The organism is Bacillus sp. cl96 (assembly GCF_900100505.1).
Taxonomy (GTDB): Bacteria; Bacillota; Bacilli; order Bacillales; family Bacillaceae_G; genus Bacillus_A; species Bacillus_A cereus.
On sequence record NZ_FNDM01000001.1, the window covers coordinates 708,054 to 726,553 of the forward strand.

The following is an 18,500-nucleotide window of genomic DNA, read 5'->3' on the forward strand; positions in this document are numbered from 1 at the left end:
TTTACACAAATTTGTCAGTTTTTCACCTTAAAAATTGTTATCCGTTTTCAAGACACCTTCCTTGACTGTTGCATTGGCCAATACATATACTCGAAAGAAAAGAGAAAATTTTATATAGGGGATGAATATATGGGAGAAGCAATACTCGTAAAACGAGAACCGTTATGGACAAAAGAGTTTGTTGCTTTAATTTTTGCAAACTTATGTATGTTTTTAGGGTTTCAAATGTTAATTCCAACCTTACCTGTTTATGTGAAAGAAATTGGTGGCACAAGTTCAAATATCGGATTTGTTGTCGGCATGTTTACCGTTGCGGCACTTTTTGTTAGACCGCTAACTGGGAACGCCTTGCAAAAATTCAATAAAAAAATCATTTTAATGACCGGTACTGCTATTTGTTTACTCGCTATGGGCAGTTACCTTTTCGCCTCAACTATTTTTCTCTTGCTTGCTGTTCGTATTTTGCACGGAGCTGGTTTCGGTATTACAACGACTACATATGGAACTGTCGTTTCTGATTTAATTCCCTCAGCTCGCCGCGGAGAAGGCATGGGATATTTTGGTCTTTCTGGAACACTTGCAATGGCCCTCGGTCCACTTATCGGACTATGGCTTATGCAAACATATAACTTCACAATTCTTTTTTTATGTGCATTATCGTGCACAATTGTTTCATTAATATTAACGAAACTACTTCAAATCCAAAAAACGAAACAGCCTCCACAACAATCATCTAGTACTTTTCTCGATGGATTTATTGAGCGTAAAGCTTTACTTCCTTCATTATTAATATTATGTATTACATTAATGTACGGAGGAATCGGAAGTTTTATCACACTATTTGCTACAGAAGTCGGCATAGCTGATATTAGTCTCTTCTTTTTATGTAACGCACTAGCAATCGCTGTGACTCGTCCATTCTCTGGAAAGCTATATGATGCGAAAGGCCATACATTCGTCATCATTCCGGGAGTTATTATAACGTTTACAGGTATTATTTTATTGTCGTATACGACGACAATTCCGAGCTTAATTATTGCTGCAGCATGTTACGGAAGTGGTTTTGGAGCGATCCAACCTGCACTACAAGCATGGATGATTGACCGCGTAGCACCGCATCGACGCGGCGTAGCAACTGCTACATTCTTCTCCGCATTTGACCTTGGAATCGGCGCTGGAGCGATTATCTTTGGATTTATTGCTCACTTTACAAACTATGCAACTGTATATCGTTACTCCTCTCTATTACTTATTGCTTTTCTCTTCATTTACATTACAAGCATAAGAAAACAAAAGCATGGCGATAAAAACACGGAAAAAGCTGCTGGATAATTCAGTGGCTTTTTTATCATGTTAAAAGAATTGTTTTCCCTCATTTTGCTGTTCTAAAACTACATGCATTTCCCTACATATTTTTTTTAAGTTCATCAAAAAATATACGATGAACTTGCAGACGCTTTCCTTGATATTCGACTGAACAACATTATTCTAAAAAGTGTGATTTCTTTACAAAATTAAGATTTATACAAGATAAAAACCAATGAAATGCAGTTGTTTCTTTAAGGGATTGTAAACTTTTATTCCCTTTGTAAATTTAGTGTAAATTTTACTAGCAAACCGTTTACAGTGACTCAAGGTTCAGTTAATAATTACATCGTACATGAAATTTAAGGAGTGGAATGCGTGGAATATAATGTTCAAGATATGATCTTCCAGTTCATTGGTGGATTAGGTATTTTCTTATTCGGGATTAAATACATGGGCGATGGACTGCAACAAGCAGCTGGAGATCGTCTTCGCGATATTCTAGATCGTTTTACAACAAACCCACTTATGGGTGTACTAGCAGGTATGTTAGTTACTGTATTAATCCAATCCAGTTCAGGAACAACCGCTTTAACAGTCGGACTTGTAAGTGCCGGATTTATGACATTAAGACAAGCAATCGGTGTTATTATGGGTGCAAACATCGGTACGACAGTTACTGCATTTATTATCGGAATTAAAATCGGAGAATATGCTCTCCCAGTTATGGCAGTTGGAGCAATCTTACTATTCTTCTTTAAAAATAAAAAAGTACATTCTGTAGGTCAAGTTGTATTCGGTTTTGGTATGTTATTCTTCGGTTTAGAATTAATGAGCGCAGGTATGAAACCTCTTCGTTCTTTAGAATCATTCCAAGAATTAACAGTGAGCATGAGTGATAATCCAATTTTAGGAATTGTTGTCGGTACAGTCTTTACTTTAATTGTACAAAGTTCAAGTGCAACAATCGGTATTTTACAAGAACTATTCGGTCAAGGTGCAATCGATTTACAAGCAGCTCTTCCTGTATTATTCGGTGATAACATCGGTACAACAATTACAGCTGTATTAGCAGCAATCGGTACTTCAATTGCAGCAAGACGTGCAGCATTAGTTCACGTTATCTTTAATATTATCGGTACAATTATCTTTACAATTTTATTAATACCATTTACAAGTTTAATTCAATATTTCCAAACATCATTAAACTTGAATCCAGAAATGACTATTGCATTTGCACACGGAACATTTAACGTAACAAATACAATCATTCAATTCCCGTTTATTGCAGTGTTAGCATGGATCGTAACAAAAATTATTCGTGGTGAAGATGCAGCGATTGACTTCAAACCACAACATTTAAATCCAATCTTTATTGAACAATCTCCAGCCATCGCTTTAACTGAAGCTCAAAAAGAGATTATCCGTATGGCTGAGTTCTCATTACATGGATTAAAAGAAGCAAATCAATTTTTAAATACACAAGACAAAAAACACGCAAACATGGCTACTCAATTAGAAGGAGCTATTAACAATTTAGATAAAAAAATTACCGAGTATTTAGTTTTACTATCAGAAAAGCCACTTTCACCTACGGATTCTGAAAAACATTCTGTTTTAGCAGGTGTTGTTGGAGATATTGAACGTGTCGGTGATCATGTAGAAAACCTTGTAGAACTTGTAGATTTCCAAATTTCAAACCGTGTTTCACTATCAGATGAAGCATTAGCTGAATTAAACGAAATGCTTGAGTTAACAATTTCAACACTGCAAGACTCAGTTGAAGCTTTAACAAACTTCGATACTGAACTAGCTCAAACTGTTATTGCCAAAGAACGCAAAATCGACCAAATGGAACGTGTTCTTCGTAAACGTCACGTATTACGTCTAAACGAACGCAGCTGTTCAGGTGATGCAAGTATCATCTTCGTCGATATGGTAAGTAACTTAGAGCGCATTGGCGATCACGCTGTAAATATCGCTGACGGTGTTTTAGGTGAACAAGGAAAAATCAATCTAAAACAATCATTATAATAAGAAAGAGACGCTAACTTAAGCGTCTCTTTTTTCATTATATTTTAACAACTGTTCTTCCTTTTAACTTTCCTTGCAATATAAGTGCAAACTTCTTCTCTAATTCTTCTAATGTACATTCTTCTGTATAAGATAGTAACTCTTTATTTCCCCATTCTTTCGCTAAAAGCGTCCAAACATCTCTTCTCACATCTACTGGGCATTGCACGGAATCTATCCCTAAAAGGCTTATACCTCGTAAAATAAACGGATATACCGTTGTTTGTAGTTCCTGGCCTGCCACATTACCGCATGTCGTTACACAACCACCATACTTTACTGTTTTTAAAGCTGTTTCTAGCATATGTCCACCTACAGTATCGATAACTCCCGCGTATATCCCTTTTAACATCGGTCTTCCTGATTCATCATTCAATTCCGCGCGATGAATCACCTTTTTCGCTCCTAGACGTAGTAGCATATCTTCCTCTTCCATTTTTCCTGTCGCTCCTACTACGTTAAACCCTAGCTTACTTAATATACTAACAGCTACACTCCCTACGCCGCCTGTAGCACCCGTTACTAAAACATCTCCCATACTAGGCTTGACTCCTGCTCCAATAAGCTTATATACCGACAAAGCCGCAGTAAAACCTGCTGTCCCATACATCATACTTTCCTTTAATGACATTCCTTCCGGTAAAGGCACGACCCAAGATGATGGCACGCGAATATATTCTCCGAAACCACCAGAGGTATTCATACCTAAGTCATATCCCGTTACAATAACTTGATCTCCTGCTTTAATGGTAGCATCTTCACTACTCACAACCACTCCTGCAGCATCAATTCCTGGCGTATGAGGATATGTTCTCGTAACACCCTTATTACCAGTAGCTGAAAGAGCATCTTTATAATTTAATGAAGAATAATGAACTTGTATGAATACGTCTCCTTCAGGTAAACTACTTACTTCTCTCTCAACAACTTTTCTTACAAACTGATGATTTTCCTTTTCGTTCACAACGATTGCTCGGAATGATGTATGATTCATTATGCTCTCTCCTTTATCCGTCAAATTCTTCTTTATTATATAGAAGAAATAAGTAAGCTTACTCATTTCTTCTTGGCTATATTTCAACAAATCTTACTTCTCTATCACTTTCTCACAATACATATTTTCATTTCTACTAAAACAACTTATACTTATTCTACATCTAAAAAAGATAATATAGAAAATCTGACTTTTTATAAATATATTGAATTTTTACGAAATGTAAATGTTTTGTAATGTTTTTTTTCGCTAAATTTCATTATAATAAGTGGATATGAGTGTCGTATTTCAATCCAAATGAAGGAGTACAGGAAATGGAGCAAAACCCATCTTTGCAAGAAAATACACGCAATAAACCGAAAAAAAATAAGAAAAAAATAAAAATTATTATAAGCGCTATACTATTCGTTTTATTAATAGGCGGCGGTTATACTTGGTTTTTAGTAAATAAAGCATCTTCTGCTGTTCGAAATGCCGCACACGATTTAGCACGCGGTGATAAATCTGATTTACGAGATAAAGCTGTAAAACCTATTACAAATAACGTCTCTGTTTTAATAATGGGTGTTGATGAAAGCGATGTCCGAGGAAAAGAATATGGTGAAGCTATAAGAACAGATGCGCTTTTACTTGCAACATTTAATAAAGATAGCAAAACTGTTAAACTATTAAGTATCCCACGTGACACATATACTTATATCCCAATAGAAAAGAAAAAAGATAAAATTACACACGCTCATGCATTCGGTTCTGCTAAAAACGGAAAAAATGGTGGACCACAAGCAAGCATTGATGCAGTTGAAAAATTAATGAATGTTCCTGTCGATTATTTTGTAAAATTCAACTTTAAATCATTTATAAAAATCGTCGATGACTTGGGCGGTGTTGAAGTTGATGTACCAGTTGAATTTACTGAGCAAGATAGCAATGATAATGCTGAGGCTATTCACCTAGAAAAAGGTGTTCAAAAGCTAAATGGCGAAGAAGCTCTTGCTCTTGCTAGAACAAGACACATCGATAGTGATGCAATGCGTGGACAACGTCAACAACTCGTTATCGAGGCTATTTTAAAGAAACTAACAAGTGTTGGTTCTGTAACAAAAGTTGGCAACATCATTGATGATATTAACGGCCAATTCGTTACAAACTTAACATTTGATGATATGCTTTCATTCTATAAATATGGATCGGATTCGGAAATTGAGAAATTACAAATCCAAGGTGATGATTGCTATATGGCAAAAGGTGACGATACTTGTAGCAAATCTGCTGGTGGTGGTCGAACTTACTACTACAATCCAGATAAAAAAGAATTAGCTAATGTTACAAATGAACTTCGTACTCATCTTGGGCTACCTGCATATACAAAGTCTGACTCAGACTCTGATTCGAAAAAGACAAAAGAATCTAAGTCTGAAAATTCAAGTGAACGCGAATCAAGTAACAATGAAGTGAAAAATAAGAACAAAAATAGCAGTGAAGATACAGAAACATCGTCTAACGACAATGAATAGTAAAGAAGCCGTACTCTATGGAGGTAGAGTACGGCTTCTTTTTATTTCTTCAGAATTAAAAATCAGAACTTTCTAACTATCTTTTTTAATATTTTTAAATTATAATAAATAGTAGCAATCTATTCCAATTATCAGGGGGCTCATACATATGAAAGCTGCAGTAAAACATAACATCTCAGATTTTAAAGACTACTTAAAATCCAACGATATATACATGGAAGAAAATATAGATGAAAATGATGGCTCTGTTCATTTTTCAGTAGGATTAGAGACTGAAGCTGGCGCAAAAATTCAACTTATCGCTGCTTTCCAAAACGAACATCCTACGGTGGATATATACTGCTTCAATGTTGCTCACGTACCTGATGCAACATCAACAAATGATATTTTACATGTCATCAATGAATTAAATACATCTTATCGCTTTGCAAAATTCACATTAAATAAGCAAAATGCAATTGATATTTCAACATCTCTTGCATTCTCAGAACCAAACTTTAATCCAGCACTTGTCTTTGAACATACGAGAATGCTATATAAATTAGCGAATGACGAATATAAAAACTTAATGAAAGTTATTTGGGCATAAATAAAAGGATGGGCTGCAAGCAGCCCATCCTTTTATTTCGATATCATATCAATCCACATCTTAATAGCAGTGCCGACAATTAAAATCGATAACATATATTGTAGTACTTTTTGATTTATCCTCTTCCCGACTCGCGCTCCAAGTGGCGCAGCAAATATACTTGCAACCGCAATAATTAGAGCTGGAATGATAACTACTTGTCCAGTAATCACTTTTCCAGTCGTAATCCCTACTGAGGAAATAAACGTAATAGCGATAGATGTCGCTATCGTCATGCGCAATGGTAATTTTAAAATAACTAGCATAATAGGAACTAAAAGAAACGCACCTCCAGCTCCAATAATGCCCGAAACACCTCCTACAATAAACGCTAACACACTTGCTAACCATTTATTATACTTAACTGCTCCACTATTATTTTTCTTTGGTACAAACATCATCATAGCTGCAATGGTCGCCAATACTGTATAAACAACATTTACAGCGTGTTCATCTAATAGATTTGCACTAAAACTTCCTATAAAACTTCCTATTAATATACTAGCTCCCATATACACAACTAACATTTTATTCATATCAGTACTTTTCCGATATGCCCAGGCGCCTGCAAAAGTTGCAAAGAATACTTGTACCGCTGTAATACCGCTCACTTCATGTGACGTATAGCCAGTAAATCCTAACAATACTGGAATATATAAGATCATCGGATAATTAATAATTGCACCGCCAATTCCAACCATTCCTGATATAAACGATCCTATAAACCCAATTATAAAAAGTAATAATACTCCACTCACCTTACATCCCCCTCCTTCTAAAAAGAAGGTGATTAAATGAATAAGTTTACATTCCCATCCGAAGCATCTGCTAAATATGCCCCTACACCTGCAAACTCTACGCCTTCCATAATCTCTTTCTCTTTTAACCCTAATAAATCTACTGTCATTTGACAAGCTACAAGTTTAATCCCCTGTTCTTTTGCCAAATCAATTAAATCTGGCAAAGGCATTGCATTATGTTTTTTCATAATGCCTTTAATCATCTTTGGTCCCATACCTGCAAAATTCATTTTTGATAATCCCATCTTATCAGCACCGCGTGGCATCATTTTTCCAAACACTTTTTCTATAAAAGTTTTCTTTACCTTCAGATGCTCATCTTTCCTTAAAGCATTTAATCCCCAAAAAGTATGAAAAATAGTTACCTCTTGATCATACGCCGCTGCACCATTTGCAATAATATAAGCAGCCATTGCTTTATCATAATCTCCGCTAAATAAAACGATTGTTGTTTTCTTCTGTTGTTCCATATTGTTCTCCCTCCAATTACCTATAGGGGTATTTATTTGTTTATAAAAAGGCCCAAATCACTTACTTCACTATATGACTTTACCTTCCCACGCTAACATACCACCTACCATATTGATTGCTTGAAAACCATAACTTTCTAAAAATTGAACAGCTCTTGCACTTCTCCCGCCTGAACGACAAACGATAATATATTCCTGATTTTTATTTAATTCATGCATACGAAACTCTAATAGTCCTAGTGGAATATTACATGCTTCTGGAATTTTCCCTTCAGCTACTTCTTCTACTTCACGTACATCCACAATATTTACCGCTTCTTTACGCAACAATTTTTCTTCTAATTCTTTTGTAGTCATTTCTTTCATTTTAAATTTCCTCCTCACAAACCATTCATCCCGCCTGAAACGTTTATTACTTGCTGAAACCCTAGTTTTTTCAATACCTTTGCTGCTTGCTTACTTCTCATTCCACTTTGGCAAATAACGATTACTTCCTTATTCTTATCTAATTGATTCGCCTTACTTGCTAGATCATTTAGGGGGATATTTTGAAAGCCTTTCATATGATTCCCTCTATATTCACCTACTGTACGGACATCAATAAAATACTTCCCCTTTTTCCCCACTATACTTTTCAATTCTTTGCCATTTATATTTTGAACACCTTTCACTGGTAAAAATCGTGAAATAACAAACCATGCAGCAAGTACAATGAAAAGCGTACTTAATATTGTGTTCATATAACCAACCTCTCTATATTTACAAAACTATTGCTTCACTACGCCTTCCTAATCCAAAACTTCAGCACATCGCCTTCTTCTTCAAGCTTTACGATGTCATGGCCACATTTATTTGCCCACGCTGGAATATCCTTAACTGACCCTTTATCCGTTACATGTATTTCTAACACTTCTCCAGTTTGCAAAGTATCCATTGCTCTCTTTGTTCTTACAATCGGCATTGGACATGCTAAACCTTTCGCATCTAACACTTGTTTTATATTCATCATCAATTCCTCCATTTTTTATTTATTTCATTATTCGTGCACTGCACAACGATTTGGACCAATCTCCATTTCACGCTCTTTATCCACACTTGGGTGAATTTTACCCATATTGGTTTGACGAATTTCTTCATATGCATTTGGCTGAGGTGGTAAGTTTTCTGTTACAACTTTACGGAACTCTCCCTCATCCTCAATATTTAATCCTGCATTATGCTCAAATAAATCTTTTAATTTTGCGCTAACAATACCACTTTCGTTCATTTCACTTACTTTTGAATAATGAGCCGGTAACACAACTAAATTTTGAGATAGCTCTTTATATCGGCTATACAAAGTATTACGTAAATCACTCACCCAATCTTCAGCCTTACCAGCAAGATCAGGACGCCCAATTGAATCTACAAATAAAATATCGCCTGATAATAAATAAGAATCATTTACAATGAATGACGTACTTCCAATCGTATGCCCTGGTGAGTATAACGCGTCAATTTCAATTTTAGTCCCCCCCACCGTAATAACAGATCCTTCAACGAGCGGTTCGTATGAGAAAACGACTTCCTCCGCATCTTTTGGCGGTAACCAATACGTACCCCCTACTTTTTCCGCTAACTTACGTCCTCCAGAAATATGGTCTGCATGTAAATGTGTATCCATTACATTCGTAATCGTAACAGCATGCTCTTTCGCAAATTCTTCATATGCCTCGGCTGTCCTTACCGCATCAATAACTGCTGCTTCACCGTTTGAAATAACCATATATGATAAACAACCTTTTCCAAGACGGTTAAACTGATACATACTTCCGCCATCTTTTAAATCTCCCACTTTTATAGGCTTTACATATTCACTCCAAGCCTTCATACCACCAGATAAATAATAAATATTTTCTAATCCAGCCTCTGTTAATTGCTCTGCCACAAATATAGAAGACCCTTCTTTTGCACATACTACTAAAACATCTTTATCTTTAGGTAGTTCACTGACAATATGATCTACACCATCTAACAAGTCAAAATAAGGTTTATTAATAGAAGAAACTTGTTTCCCTTCAATTTTCCAATCTTCATAATCCGCCTCATTACGAACATCTAAAATGAATAACTCTCCGAATAAAACTTTCTCTGCAACATCTTTTGCTTGTAATGCTTTAATATCCATCTCATTACCCCCGTAGGTATATTTTTATTTAAAAAATTTTATTTTTCCACATTCCCTTTCCACTCTAACATGCCTGGGATGACATTTTTCACATTTGCATAACCTTTCTCTTTCAACATGTGGCAAGCTACATCACTACGGTTACCAGTTCGACAAATAACATAAATTTGCTTCATCTTATCTAATACTGCGCTGTCTAATTCACCTAATGGCACCGAAATGGCGGATGGAATATGGCCAAAAGCAAATTCCGCTGCTTCGCGAACATCTAATACAATGCTCTCTTCTCCATGAGACAATATAGACTGTAATTCTGCATTCGTAATTGTATGTGGATATTTCACAACTTCATTCACTTCATGCTCGTTTGCTTTCCTAACATAATGCACCAATACATCACCCTCGTGTTTCGTCCCGATATATTGATGTCCTACTTTACTAGCCCAACTTTTTATATCTACCGTAGATCCTTTATCTGTTGCCTTAACTTCAATCACTTGCCCTGGTGCTAATCCTTCTATCGCCTTCTTCGTTTTCACAATAGGCATCGGACAAGCCAAACCTTTACAATCTAAACTCATATCCACTTTTATACTCATAATCGATTCCTCCACAATTTATATACATATACCTATAGGGGTATATTGAACCGTTTTTGAAAATCTGTCAACACTTACGTTTGACAGATTATCGGCTTTTTACAAGTAATTGAACGGCTTCTTTAATTAACTCTTCATTTGAACCATTTCCACTTTCAAACTGTTCACGCAAACATTGCTCTAAATTCGTTCCAACAACGAGTCCAATTGTACGATCAAGTGCAGAACGAGATGCCGTTAACTGTGTAATAACCTCTCGGCAATCTTTTCCTTCTTCCATCATACGAAGCACACCACGAACTTGACCTTCAATACGTTTCAATCTATTTTTCATATCTTGATTATATTCCATCCTATAATCACCTCATTACCATTATGTCACTATTTATAACCTATGACAATATATTATACCCTATAGGGTATTTTGTAAACCTCTATTTTTATTTTTCGCCTTATATGTTCGCAAAACAAAAAGTAAAACCTTAATCTATAGGTTTTCATCTTCCACTAAATCTTGAAATAGAAAATGAAAAATATCAATATACAACACGTTCTGGCAATACTGTCCCATACAATTTAAAACCACCATCTACATTCTTTACCTTATATCCCTTTTCCATTAACATACGCGCTGCAACATACCCTCTCATACCAAGTTGACAAGTGATATATATTTCTTTGTCCATTGGCACTTCATCCAATCTATCACGTAATTCATCTAACGGAATATTAATAGAGCCTTTAATCATTCCTTGTTTTAGTTCATTGGGCTCCCGAACATCTATAAGATATCCACCATTGTCAACAATACGATCTATTTCATGCCATTGTACCGTTTCCACAAAACCATCTACTATATTACTTGCGGCATACCCCACCATGTTTACTGGATCTTTTGCAGAAGAATACGGCGGGGCATATGATAATTCTAAATCTGGTAAATCGATTACAGTTAAATTTGCCTTCATTGCCGTTGCAATAACATCGATACGCTTATCTACTCCATCACGCCCTAAAGCCTGTGCTCCGTAAATTTTTCCGCTATCTTTATTAAAAATTAATTTTATTAGCACTGGCGTAGCATTTGGATAGTATCCTGCATGAGAATTTGCCTGTACATGTACTACCTCATAGGGTATATTTAATCGTTTTAATATTTTCTCATTTACTCCAGTCGAAGCAACTGTTAAATCAAAAACTTTAGCCACAGAAGTTCCCATCGTACCTTTATATAAAGACTCCGTATGGCCATGAATAATATCTGCTAACATACGACCTTGACGATTAGCGGGCCACGCTAAAGGAATCATCGTTTCTGTTTCTGTAACAAAATCTTTCACTTCAATCGCATCACCAATTGCATATACATATGGGTCAGATGTTTGAAATTTCTCATTTACCTTTATCGTTCCTTTAACTCCTAATGATAATCCTGCATCTTTCGCTAAACTACTCTCTGGTTGTACACCAATTGCTAAAATAATCATATCTGTTTTTATAACTGAGCCACTTTTTAAACGTACAACAGTCCCATTCTCTTCTAACGCATCTACACCATCTTCAAAAACAAGCTCAACATTGTGCACCTTCATATGCTCATGTACATATGCCGCCATTTCGTAATCAATTGGTGGCATCACTTGATTTGCCATCTCTACAAGAGTAATCTCAATCCCGCGTTCTCTTAAATTCTCAACCATTTCCACTCCAATAAATCCTCCACCAATAACCGTCGCATGACGTGGTTTCTTCTCATCAATATACGCTTTTATACGATCTGTATCAGGTACATTTCGTAACGTAAACAACGCCTTCGCTTCTTCAATGCCCGGAATAGGTGGAACAATTGGTTTCGCCCCTGGTGAAAGAATCAAAACATCATATTCCTCGTTATATGTTTCATCTGTAGTTACATTCTTTATCGTAATTGTTTTCTCTTCTTTATTAATCTTTACAACTTCACTCAATACACGTATATCTAAATTAAAACGTTTTGACATCCTTTCAACAGTTTGTACTAATAACTTTTGTCTTTCTGTAATGACACCGCCAATATAATATGGCAATCCACAGTTTGCGAACGAAATGTATTCACCGCGTTCAACCATAATAATTTCATCTTCCTCACTTAAACGACGAAGCCTTGCAGCTACTGATGCCCCGCCAGCAACTCCGCCTACTACTATAATTTTTCTAGACATATGTCAAACCTCCATACTATTTATTATTTAATTCCCTCATATATCACACATATAAAACCTATACCTGTACGGGTATATAATAAATTATAAAAAATTTAATTTCAATCAATATGTCTTTCACAAATTTGAAACAAAAAAAGAACTTAGATATTTCCAAGTTCTTTACGAATGAATCAATCCATCGTTCTATTATCATACTTCCTATAATCTCTTTGTAAAACTATACTCCATGTTCCCGCCTAGGGCTGCCGCTGTATCACCAGTTTCTCTAAAATCATGTGTATATATTTTTTCAAATGAACCGAAATCTACTTGCTTATAAAATTCAAAACAAGGGAATCCATCATGCTCCCCTTGAATATCAATACTACCATCCTGTTTCACACATACATTTAATACATAATCCACAGGAGGTGCATATACATTTAATGGATTACTTGCACTCGCACTCATTTTGAATTGCACACCTTCAGAATTCCATGTGATATCAGTGCACACAATATTTTCTGTACTTGCTTTCCCTGTTCTTTTACTCACAGAACCATCTGGACTTGTAATCTTCTCGGTCGTAATACCCGTGTTCGCATATGAAAACACTTCTTCTTTATAGAAATCAACTACTACCTCTTGCTCAACTCTAGAGCGCATCGCATTTACCGCATACGGTGTGAATTCACGTGAATCACCTTCGAATTGAATTACTTTTTCTGTTTCCATATCCTTCTTAGCCTCAGTCCAAGACATTGGAATAAATACACTGGCTCTAATTTTCACGATATTAGTCATAAGAAACACCTCTATAATTTTATTTTAGATGCTGAATGCTTATTAAATAAAACAGACCATAATTTCAATCCTAAAACCAATAGATTTCTCTTTTACTTTTCTATTTCCTTCTAAAAAATAGCGCTATATTTATGTTTAGACTGTCGTTTTAAAGCTATATTCCATCTCTCCAGCTAGTGCTGCTGGGGTATCATCCGTTTTTCTGAAATCATGTGTGTATATCAATTCAAACGAACCAAAATCTACTTGTTTATAAAATTCATAGCAAGGGAAACCATCATGTACACCTTCAATATTCACAGTGCCACTTTCATTAGCTCGTATAGTCAAAAAATAATCAGCTGCAGGTGCTGCTGCGTTTAAAGGATTACTTGCACTTGCTCTCATTTCAAATGAAACTTCATCTTCACTCCATACAATATTTGTACATACAATGTTTTCTGTACTTGTTTCTCCCTTTTGATACTCAATTGAGCCATCTGAATTTGTAATCTTCACGGTGACGATACAAGCATCTGCATATGTGAAAATTTCTCTTTTATAAAAATCAATATTCACTTCTTGTTCTAATCTTGAACGCTTTGTGTTCACAGCTTGTGGTGTAAACTCACGTGCATCTCCAGCATATTCAAACACTCTTCCTGTTGCAGGGTCCTTAATAGGTTCCAGCGATGCATACGGTGCAAATACACTCCCTCTAATTTTCACGATATTAACCATGTGAAACCTCCATTGATTCTATATTATATAAATCATTATTTGTTCTACCGACATAATATAGTCAATTTGATTGACTATATTATGTATAGTACAATAGACATTACATATAGTCAACTTAATTGACTACAAGCGCGGAGGTTATATACATGGATCAAACATTTAACGAGTTAGATCTTACATCGCTTTTATCATTATCATTTAGCACATTAATCACTGAGCTACATGACAAATTAAGTGAATTAGGATTTGAAGATATTAGGCCAGCACATGGTTTTATGTTCAAACGCATCCTTCCTAATGGGGCAACTGGTATAGAGCTAGCTGAGTATTTGGGGATTTCCAAACAAGCTGTAAGTAAAATGGTGGATTCTCTTGAGAGTAATGGCTACGTTACACGCAAAACACATCCTACTGATAAAAGAGGTAAAATCATCGTTTTAACCGAACGTGGTTTGTCAGTAATGAAAGTAAAAGAAGAAATAGTAGCTGAAATAGAACAGCGATGGATTGAAAACATAGGTATAGAACGAATGCAAATACTGAAAGAGGATTTAACAACATTCGTTACTAAAGAAAATACAGAGAAATTATCATCAAATATACGACCTGTCTGGTAAACAAAAAACGAATCCATTTTGATTCATCTTCTTCAAAATGGATTCGTTTTCTACAGATGTATTAAAAATCATTAATTTCTTTAAATTTTATTCTACTAAATATATTTTTTACGCGTTATATAATTCCATAACTCTCTTCACAACCAACTCCGCAGTATTCTCCTCCGGTGGTATCAATAAATTCGTAACCGATCCATACACAACAGGGCTTAATTCCACTTCATACCCACCGTATAAGAATTCTTCCTTCGTTGGTAAATAACCAATATATCCATTCGTATATCCACCAAAGAAAGCTAATTCATTTTGAAGATTCTCTTTCACTTCTAATGCCGTTTCCGAAAAAGGTTCCATCGGTAAACCTGAAAACATACCATCATTAACTTGAAATAACTGCACTTCTAAATCAATACTTAACCGCCGAATACCTTGCTCATATTTCTCTAAAACGATAGTAAGCCATTCATCCGTATTCACGCCCCACTGCTTCTCGGCTAATCGAGCCATGCTTCGTATCTCATCAAATTCAGGAATATCCTTCAACTTCATTTGCATCATACTCGAAACTGTCCTTAAATTTACAATTGAGCTATATGTAACTGTTGGCAACATCATTAATACATGTCCACTAAGTAAATAGGCCATTTGTTTTAACGCTTCACTTGAACCGCGGTACTTCGCATTCACATTTCCAGCGGCACCTTGAACGATAATAACAGGGCAGTTCACTATCTGCTCTAAAATCTCTCTCGTCATTCCAGGATAATCCGCTGATAATTCATCACTATCACCTTTTAAAACATTAGGATGCGCAGTACAAAATACTAAAATCCCAGATAACTCCTTCGTTTCAGCATCTCTTATTGCTAACATACCAATTCGCTTATCTACAACACCATCTATATTTGTTCCCATCTTCGCTCTTCCATCACATGTTCTCTCTCTTCGATTTACCCCAATATCACCTGTCGTAACACCCCAGCCAACTTCACATAGCTTCAAGTTGTTATTCGCAGTAATAGCACCATGCACTACATTATTTACTAAAATCGTTTTATACGACTGCACTAGCGGATTATCACCGACTGTCTCTGGACCGGAATGCGTATGAGTATAAACAACCGTTATTCGCTCAAATGGCACATGAAGCCTACTTGCTACTCGCTCACGAATCATATTCGTATCTTCTACTAGCATCCCAATATTATCAATACTTATAAACACAGTCTTCATTTCATCTTTTTCAAATACAAAAACTGTCCCGTAAATACGTTCTTCAACATTATTTATGCCTGTCTCTCTATGATATCCGACAAAATCAATACCTACAGGCGGCGTAATATCAACCTTACATATCCCTACTTTGCTCATTTAAATCACTCCATTTCTCTATGTAACTCCCTTTTTTCAAGAATAGCATATTTAACTTTGTTCCAAATAAAAAGAACGGACACAGTATCCTATGTCCGTTCTTCCCCTCACACATACTTCCGATGCACCATCTTCCCATCATAAGAAAACACAACGCCCTTACTCTCCACAATCGACTCCATATGCACCGTTCTTCCCCATAGCTGATGAAGATATGGTAATACTTTTTCTAAGTATTTTAAATCGAGCTCGATTCCTTCGTAACTATGTTTAATGTATAATTCTCCGTTCTTTAAGTAGTCTCCATCTTCTACTACTAAGTACGGGAACCCACCATTTGTCCGCATATTTACGAGTTGATCACGCACATTCTCCCATTCTTTATCTATTACTTTATATTCTTTTCCTTGGCGCTGGAATAAGTACATATCTTCTCGCATAACAAGATCTTTATTTAAGTAGTTTCTTAGGAACGATACGTCCCATTCAATTTCGCGTACTTCAAACATTTTGTCACGGCCAGATCCTGGTTTTACGCCTCGTCGTTTCATTTCTTCAGTCGGATTATTGTACCGTTCTTCAATATCTTCAAAGATTTTAATACCGAGGTAGTATGGATTAATACTTGTTTTTGATGGCTGTACAACACCTGCATTTAATTTCGCAAATTCAATTGCTTCATCAGAGGTTAAGTCCATTTCACGAAGTATGCGTTGATGCCAGTAGGATGCCCAGCCTTCGTTCATGATTTTCGTTTCAAGCTGTGGCCAAAAATATAACATTTCTTCGCGCATCATCGTTAATATATCACGCTGCCAATCTTCTAACTCACGGCTATATTCTTCAATAAAGAGCAGTAAATCTTTCTCTGGTTGTGGTGGAATTTTCTTCTTTTTACGCACATTAGAACGTTCCTGCTTTTTATTGCGATTATCTAAATTCCATAAATCATCGTATTGCGACACCTTTTTCTTTTCTACTTCTTCATCTTCTAAATCATCAATACTCCATGCGAGCTTCGGACGCATAAGCGACGGATCAATATGCTCTTGAATGGCAAGTACGGCATCTAAAAATGTTTCTACCTCTGCCTTTCCGTACTTATGCTCATACGCTTTCACACGGTCCGCTGTTGCCGCCATACTCTCCACCATGTCTCGCTTCGTATTTGAAAAACGAATATTATTTTTGAAGAAATCACAGTGTGCTAAAACGTGCGCTACAATTAATTTGTTTTGAATTAAAGAGTTCGTATCTAATAAAAAGGCGTAACATGGATCAGAGTTAATAACGAGTTCGTATATTTTACTAAGTCCTAAATCGTATTGTAATTTCATTCTGAAAAATTGTTTTCCAAAACTCCAATGTGAAAACCTTGTCGGCATCCCATATGCACCAAATGTATAAATAATTTCCGCTGGACATATTTCATAACGCATCGGATAAAAATCAAGCCCAAATCCAGTCGCAATTTCCGTAATTTCCGCAATCGCATATTGCAGTGCTTTATCATCACTTGCTCTCATTATTTTCCCTCCTTACACTTTCCCTTAAGAAAGTGTATGATGAAGAACAAGCTTTCATGAAAAATAAACGTAGTTACTTCATTTATTCAATTTAAAGATTTAATATCCCCATCATTCATCACCTATTTATAAATCAGAAGGATATTCAGCTACTTGTCTAATTAATTTATTAGTTTTAGTATTGACATTATATAAAATAAAAACGATTAAATAAGATGATGGTTTATACTACATCGTCCTATTTATTCAATATGTAAATTCTTTACCCTTTTCATACTTTCAAAAATTCTTCAATTAAAATTCTCCTCTTTAGTTTATGAAACAGGTAGCCTACCTCTCTTATTGATTAATCTTTCGTTTCAAATTTGTCATGGATATCACATCCTGATAATGCCATTCAATCAATTTAACTTTATTTCCCTTACATTTTTCTTTTTTTAATGCATCGAGTTTTTGGCGATATAGAAAAGCATCTTCTCCTCCAAAAAATTCAACAGGCTCATAATGTTATTGTCCTTGAAATTCAATAGCAATTTTCAAACTAGAAATATACACATCAAGAGACTATTTATCAAGTCAATCTGCTCTATACTGGAAAATTGCGTCCGGATAATGTTTTACTACGAGTTTAAATAACTCCGCTTCATTCTTCCATTTAACCTTCGCATCTCCACTTAACATGAGTTGTTGATAAATTTCTTCTCGATGTCCTTTATCATCTTGGATACA

At 35.6% G+C, this 18,500-nt stretch carries 19 protein-coding genes; 5 read left to right on the forward strand and 14 right to left on the reverse strand.

The window, feature by feature from the left end:
* Positions 1–129: 129 nt before the first annotated feature.
* Both BLT20_RS03925 and BLT20_RS03930 read left to right on the forward strand, forming a co-directional pair.
* Positions 130–1,332 (forward strand): MFS transporter, encoded by a 1,203-nt coding sequence (locus BLT20_RS03925; protein WP_000503248.1) that lies wholly within the window; start codon positions 130–132, stop codon positions 1,330–1,332.
* Between the two features lie 351 nt (positions 1,333–1,683).
* Positions 1,684–3,339, forward strand: coding sequence for a Na/Pi cotransporter family protein (locus BLT20_RS03930; RefSeq protein WP_000456278.1), 1,656 nt, complete (start codon positions 1,684–1,686; stop codon positions 3,337–3,339).
* Positions 3,340–3,376: 37 nt separating this feature from the next.
* Here the strand turns inward: BLT20_RS03930 and BLT20_RS03935 are convergent, their stop codons facing one another.
* Positions 3,377–4,372 carry a YhdH/YhfP family quinone oxidoreductase gene (locus tag BLT20_RS03935; RefSeq protein WP_001016960.1) on the reverse strand — a complete coding sequence of 332 codons (996 nt, stop codon included), beginning with the start codon at positions 4,370–4,372 and terminating at the stop codon, positions 3,377–3,379.
* A gap of 314 nt (positions 4,373–4,686) precedes the next feature.
* Between BLT20_RS03935 and BLT20_RS03940 the strand changes: the two genes are divergently transcribed.
* Both BLT20_RS03940 and BLT20_RS03945 read left to right on the forward strand, forming a co-directional pair.
* Positions 4,687–5,886 (forward strand): LCP family protein, encoded by a 1,200-nt coding sequence (locus BLT20_RS03940; protein ID WP_000437391.1) that lies wholly within the window; start codon positions 4,687–4,689, stop codon positions 5,884–5,886.
* A 148-nt stretch (positions 5,887–6,034) separates the two neighbouring features.
* The gene (locus BLT20_RS03945) at positions 6,035–6,475 is read left to right on the forward strand and encodes a hypothetical protein (RefSeq protein WP_000642362.1); all 441 of its coding nucleotides are present in this window, start codon (positions 6,035–6,037) and stop codon (positions 6,473–6,475) included.
* 32 nt (positions 6,476–6,507) lie between these two features.
* Here BLT20_RS03945 and BLT20_RS03950 read toward each other — a convergent pair whose 3' ends face one another.
* The 11 genes from BLT20_RS03950 to BLT20_RS04000 all read right to left on the reverse strand — a co-directional run bounded on the left by BLT20_RS03950 (position 6,508) and on the right by BLT20_RS04000 (position 14,257).
* Positions 6,508–7,272: a sulfite exporter TauE/SafE family protein gene (locus BLT20_RS03950; RefSeq protein WP_000017249.1), complete on the reverse strand. Its 765-nt coding sequence runs from the start codon at positions 7,270–7,272 to the stop codon at positions 6,508–6,510.
* A 32-nt stretch (positions 7,273–7,304) separates the two neighbouring features.
* Positions 7,305–7,784: a DsrE/DsrF/DrsH-like family protein gene (locus BLT20_RS03955; RefSeq protein WP_000437717.1), complete on the reverse strand. Its 480-nt coding sequence runs from the start codon at positions 7,782–7,784 to the stop codon at positions 7,305–7,307.
* Positions 7,785–7,853: 69 nt separating this feature from the next.
* Positions 7,854–8,150: a rhodanese-like domain-containing protein gene (locus tag BLT20_RS03960; RefSeq protein ID WP_000661809.1), complete on the reverse strand. Its 297-nt coding sequence runs from the start codon at positions 8,148–8,150 to the stop codon at positions 7,854–7,856.
* A gap of 14 nt (positions 8,151–8,164) precedes the next feature.
* Positions 8,165–8,524: a rhodanese-like domain-containing protein gene (locus BLT20_RS03965; protein ID WP_001092318.1), complete on the reverse strand. Its 360-nt coding sequence runs from the start codon at positions 8,522–8,524 to the stop codon at positions 8,165–8,167.
* Positions 8,525–8,562: 38 nt separating this feature from the next.
* Positions 8,563–8,793 carry a sulfurtransferase TusA family protein gene (locus BLT20_RS03970; RefSeq protein ID WP_002182462.1) on the reverse strand — a complete coding sequence of 77 codons (231 nt, stop codon included), beginning with the start codon at positions 8,791–8,793 and terminating at the stop codon, positions 8,563–8,565.
* Between the two features lie 27 nt (positions 8,794–8,820).
* The gene (locus BLT20_RS03975; RefSeq protein WP_000351647.1) at positions 8,821–9,951 is read right to left on the reverse strand and encodes an MBL fold metallo-hydrolase; all 1,131 of its coding nucleotides are present in this window, start codon (positions 9,949–9,951) and stop codon (positions 8,821–8,823) included.
* A 38-nt stretch (positions 9,952–9,989) separates the two neighbouring features.
* Positions 9,990–10,550 (reverse strand): sulfurtransferase TusA family protein, encoded by a 561-nt coding sequence (locus tag BLT20_RS03980; protein WP_000023952.1) that lies wholly within the window; start codon positions 10,548–10,550, stop codon positions 9,990–9,992.
* Between the two features lie 88 nt (positions 10,551–10,638).
* Positions 10,639–10,902 carry a metal-sensitive transcriptional regulator gene (locus BLT20_RS03985; protein ID WP_000456206.1) on the reverse strand — a complete coding sequence of 88 codons (264 nt, stop codon included), beginning with the start codon at positions 10,900–10,902 and terminating at the stop codon, positions 10,639–10,641.
* Between the two features lie 184 nt (positions 10,903–11,086).
* Positions 11,087–12,751, reverse strand: a complete 1,665-nt coding sequence (cdr, locus tag BLT20_RS03990) for a CoA-disulfide reductase (protein WP_000087546.1) — start codon at positions 12,749–12,751, stop codon at positions 11,087–11,089.
* Between the two features lie 201 nt (positions 12,752–12,952).
* Positions 12,953–13,537, reverse strand: a complete 585-nt coding sequence (locus BLT20_RS03995) for a DUF3238 domain-containing protein (protein ID WP_000182101.1) — start codon at positions 13,535–13,537, stop codon at positions 12,953–12,955.
* A 135-nt stretch (positions 13,538–13,672) separates the two neighbouring features.
* Entirely contained in the window at positions 13,673–14,257 is a 585-nt protein-coding gene (locus BLT20_RS04000; RefSeq protein ID WP_000247265.1) for a DUF3238 domain-containing protein, read from the reverse strand.
* 146 nt (positions 14,258–14,403) lie between these two features.
* On the opposite strand from BLT20_RS04000, the gene BLT20_RS04005 reads away from it, so the two are divergent.
* Positions 14,404–14,874, forward strand: a complete 471-nt coding sequence (locus BLT20_RS04005; RefSeq protein ID WP_000372891.1) for a MarR family winged helix-turn-helix transcriptional regulator — start codon at positions 14,404–14,406, stop codon at positions 14,872–14,874.
* A 108-nt stretch (positions 14,875–14,982) separates the two neighbouring features.
* On the opposite strand, the gene BLT20_RS04010 is transcribed toward BLT20_RS04005, so the two are convergent.
* Together BLT20_RS04010 and spoVR are read right to left on the reverse strand one after the other, a co-directional pair.
* On the reverse strand, positions 14,983–16,245 hold the full coding sequence (locus BLT20_RS04010; RefSeq protein ID WP_000048638.1) for a neutral/alkaline non-lysosomal ceramidase N-terminal domain-containing protein: 1,263 nt from the start codon (positions 16,243–16,245) through the stop codon (positions 14,983–14,985).
* 107 nt (positions 16,246–16,352) lie between these two features.
* The gene (spoVR, locus tag BLT20_RS04015) at positions 16,353–17,771 is read right to left on the reverse strand and encodes a stage V sporulation protein SpoVR (RefSeq protein WP_001202693.1); all 1,419 of its coding nucleotides are present in this window, start codon (positions 17,769–17,771) and stop codon (positions 16,353–16,355) included.
* Positions 17,772–18,500 lie beyond the last annotated feature (729 nt).

What these genes read in the sequence shown, in the direction of transcription:
- spoVR (WP_001202693.1), bottom strand. Translation starts at nt 17,771, where the DNA reads ATGAGAGCAAGTGATGATAAAGCACTGCAATATGCGATTGCGGAAATT.
- BLT20_RS04010 (WP_000048638.1), bottom strand. Translation starts at nt 16,245, where the DNA reads ATGAGCAAAGTAGGGATATGTAAGGTTGATATTACGCCGCCTGTAGGT.
- BLT20_RS03995 (WP_000182101.1), bottom strand. Translation starts at nt 13,537, where the DNA reads ATGACTAATATCGTGAAAATTAGAGCCAGTGTATTTATTCCAATGTCT.
- BLT20_RS03970 (WP_002182462.1), bottom strand. Translation starts at nt 8,793, where the DNA reads ATGATGAATATAAAACAAGTGTTAGATGCGAAAGGTTTAGCATGTCCA.
- BLT20_RS03960 (WP_000661809.1), bottom strand. Translation starts at nt 8,150, where the DNA reads ATGAAAGAAATGACTACAAAAGAATTAGAAGAAAAATTGTTGCGTAAA.
- BLT20_RS03985 (WP_000456206.1), bottom strand. Translation starts at nt 10,902, where the DNA reads ATGGAATATAATCAAGATATGAAAAATAGATTGAAACGTATTGAAGGT.
- BLT20_RS03955 (WP_000437717.1), bottom strand. Translation starts at nt 7,784, where the DNA reads ATGGAACAACAGAAGAAAACAACAATCGTTTTATTTAGCGGAGATTAT.
- BLT20_RS03965 (WP_001092318.1), bottom strand. Translation starts at nt 8,524, where the DNA reads ATGAACACAATATTAAGTACGCTTTTCATTGTACTTGCTGCATGGTTT.
- BLT20_RS03945 (WP_000642362.1), top strand. Translation starts at nt 6,035, where the DNA reads ATGAAAGCTGCAGTAAAACATAACATCTCAGATTTTAAAGACTACTTA.
- BLT20_RS03980 (WP_000023952.1), bottom strand. Translation starts at nt 10,550, where the DNA reads ATGAGTATAAAAGTGGATATGAGTTTAGATTGTAAAGGTTTGGCTTGT.
- BLT20_RS03935 (WP_001016960.1), bottom strand. Translation starts at nt 4,372, where the DNA reads ATGAATCATACATCATTCCGAGCAATCGTTGTGAACGAAAAGGAAAAT.
- cdr (WP_000087546.1), bottom strand. Translation starts at nt 12,751, where the DNA reads ATGTCTAGAAAAATTATAGTAGTAGGCGGAGTTGCTGGCGGGGCATCA.
- BLT20_RS04005 (WP_000372891.1), top strand. Translation starts at nt 14,404, where the DNA reads ATGGATCAAACATTTAACGAGTTAGATCTTACATCGCTTTTATCATTA.
- BLT20_RS03940 (WP_000437391.1), top strand. Translation starts at nt 4,687, where the DNA reads ATGGAGCAAAACCCATCTTTGCAAGAAAATACACGCAATAAACCGAAA.
- BLT20_RS04000 (WP_000247265.1), bottom strand. Translation starts at nt 14,257, where the DNA reads ATGGTTAATATCGTGAAAATTAGAGGGAGTGTATTTGCACCGTATGCA.
- BLT20_RS03925 (WP_000503248.1), top strand. Translation starts at nt 130, where the DNA reads ATGGGAGAAGCAATACTCGTAAAACGAGAACCGTTATGGACAAAAGAG.
- BLT20_RS03975 (WP_000351647.1), bottom strand. Translation starts at nt 9,951, where the DNA reads ATGGATATTAAAGCATTACAAGCAAAAGATGTTGCAGAGAAAGTTTTA.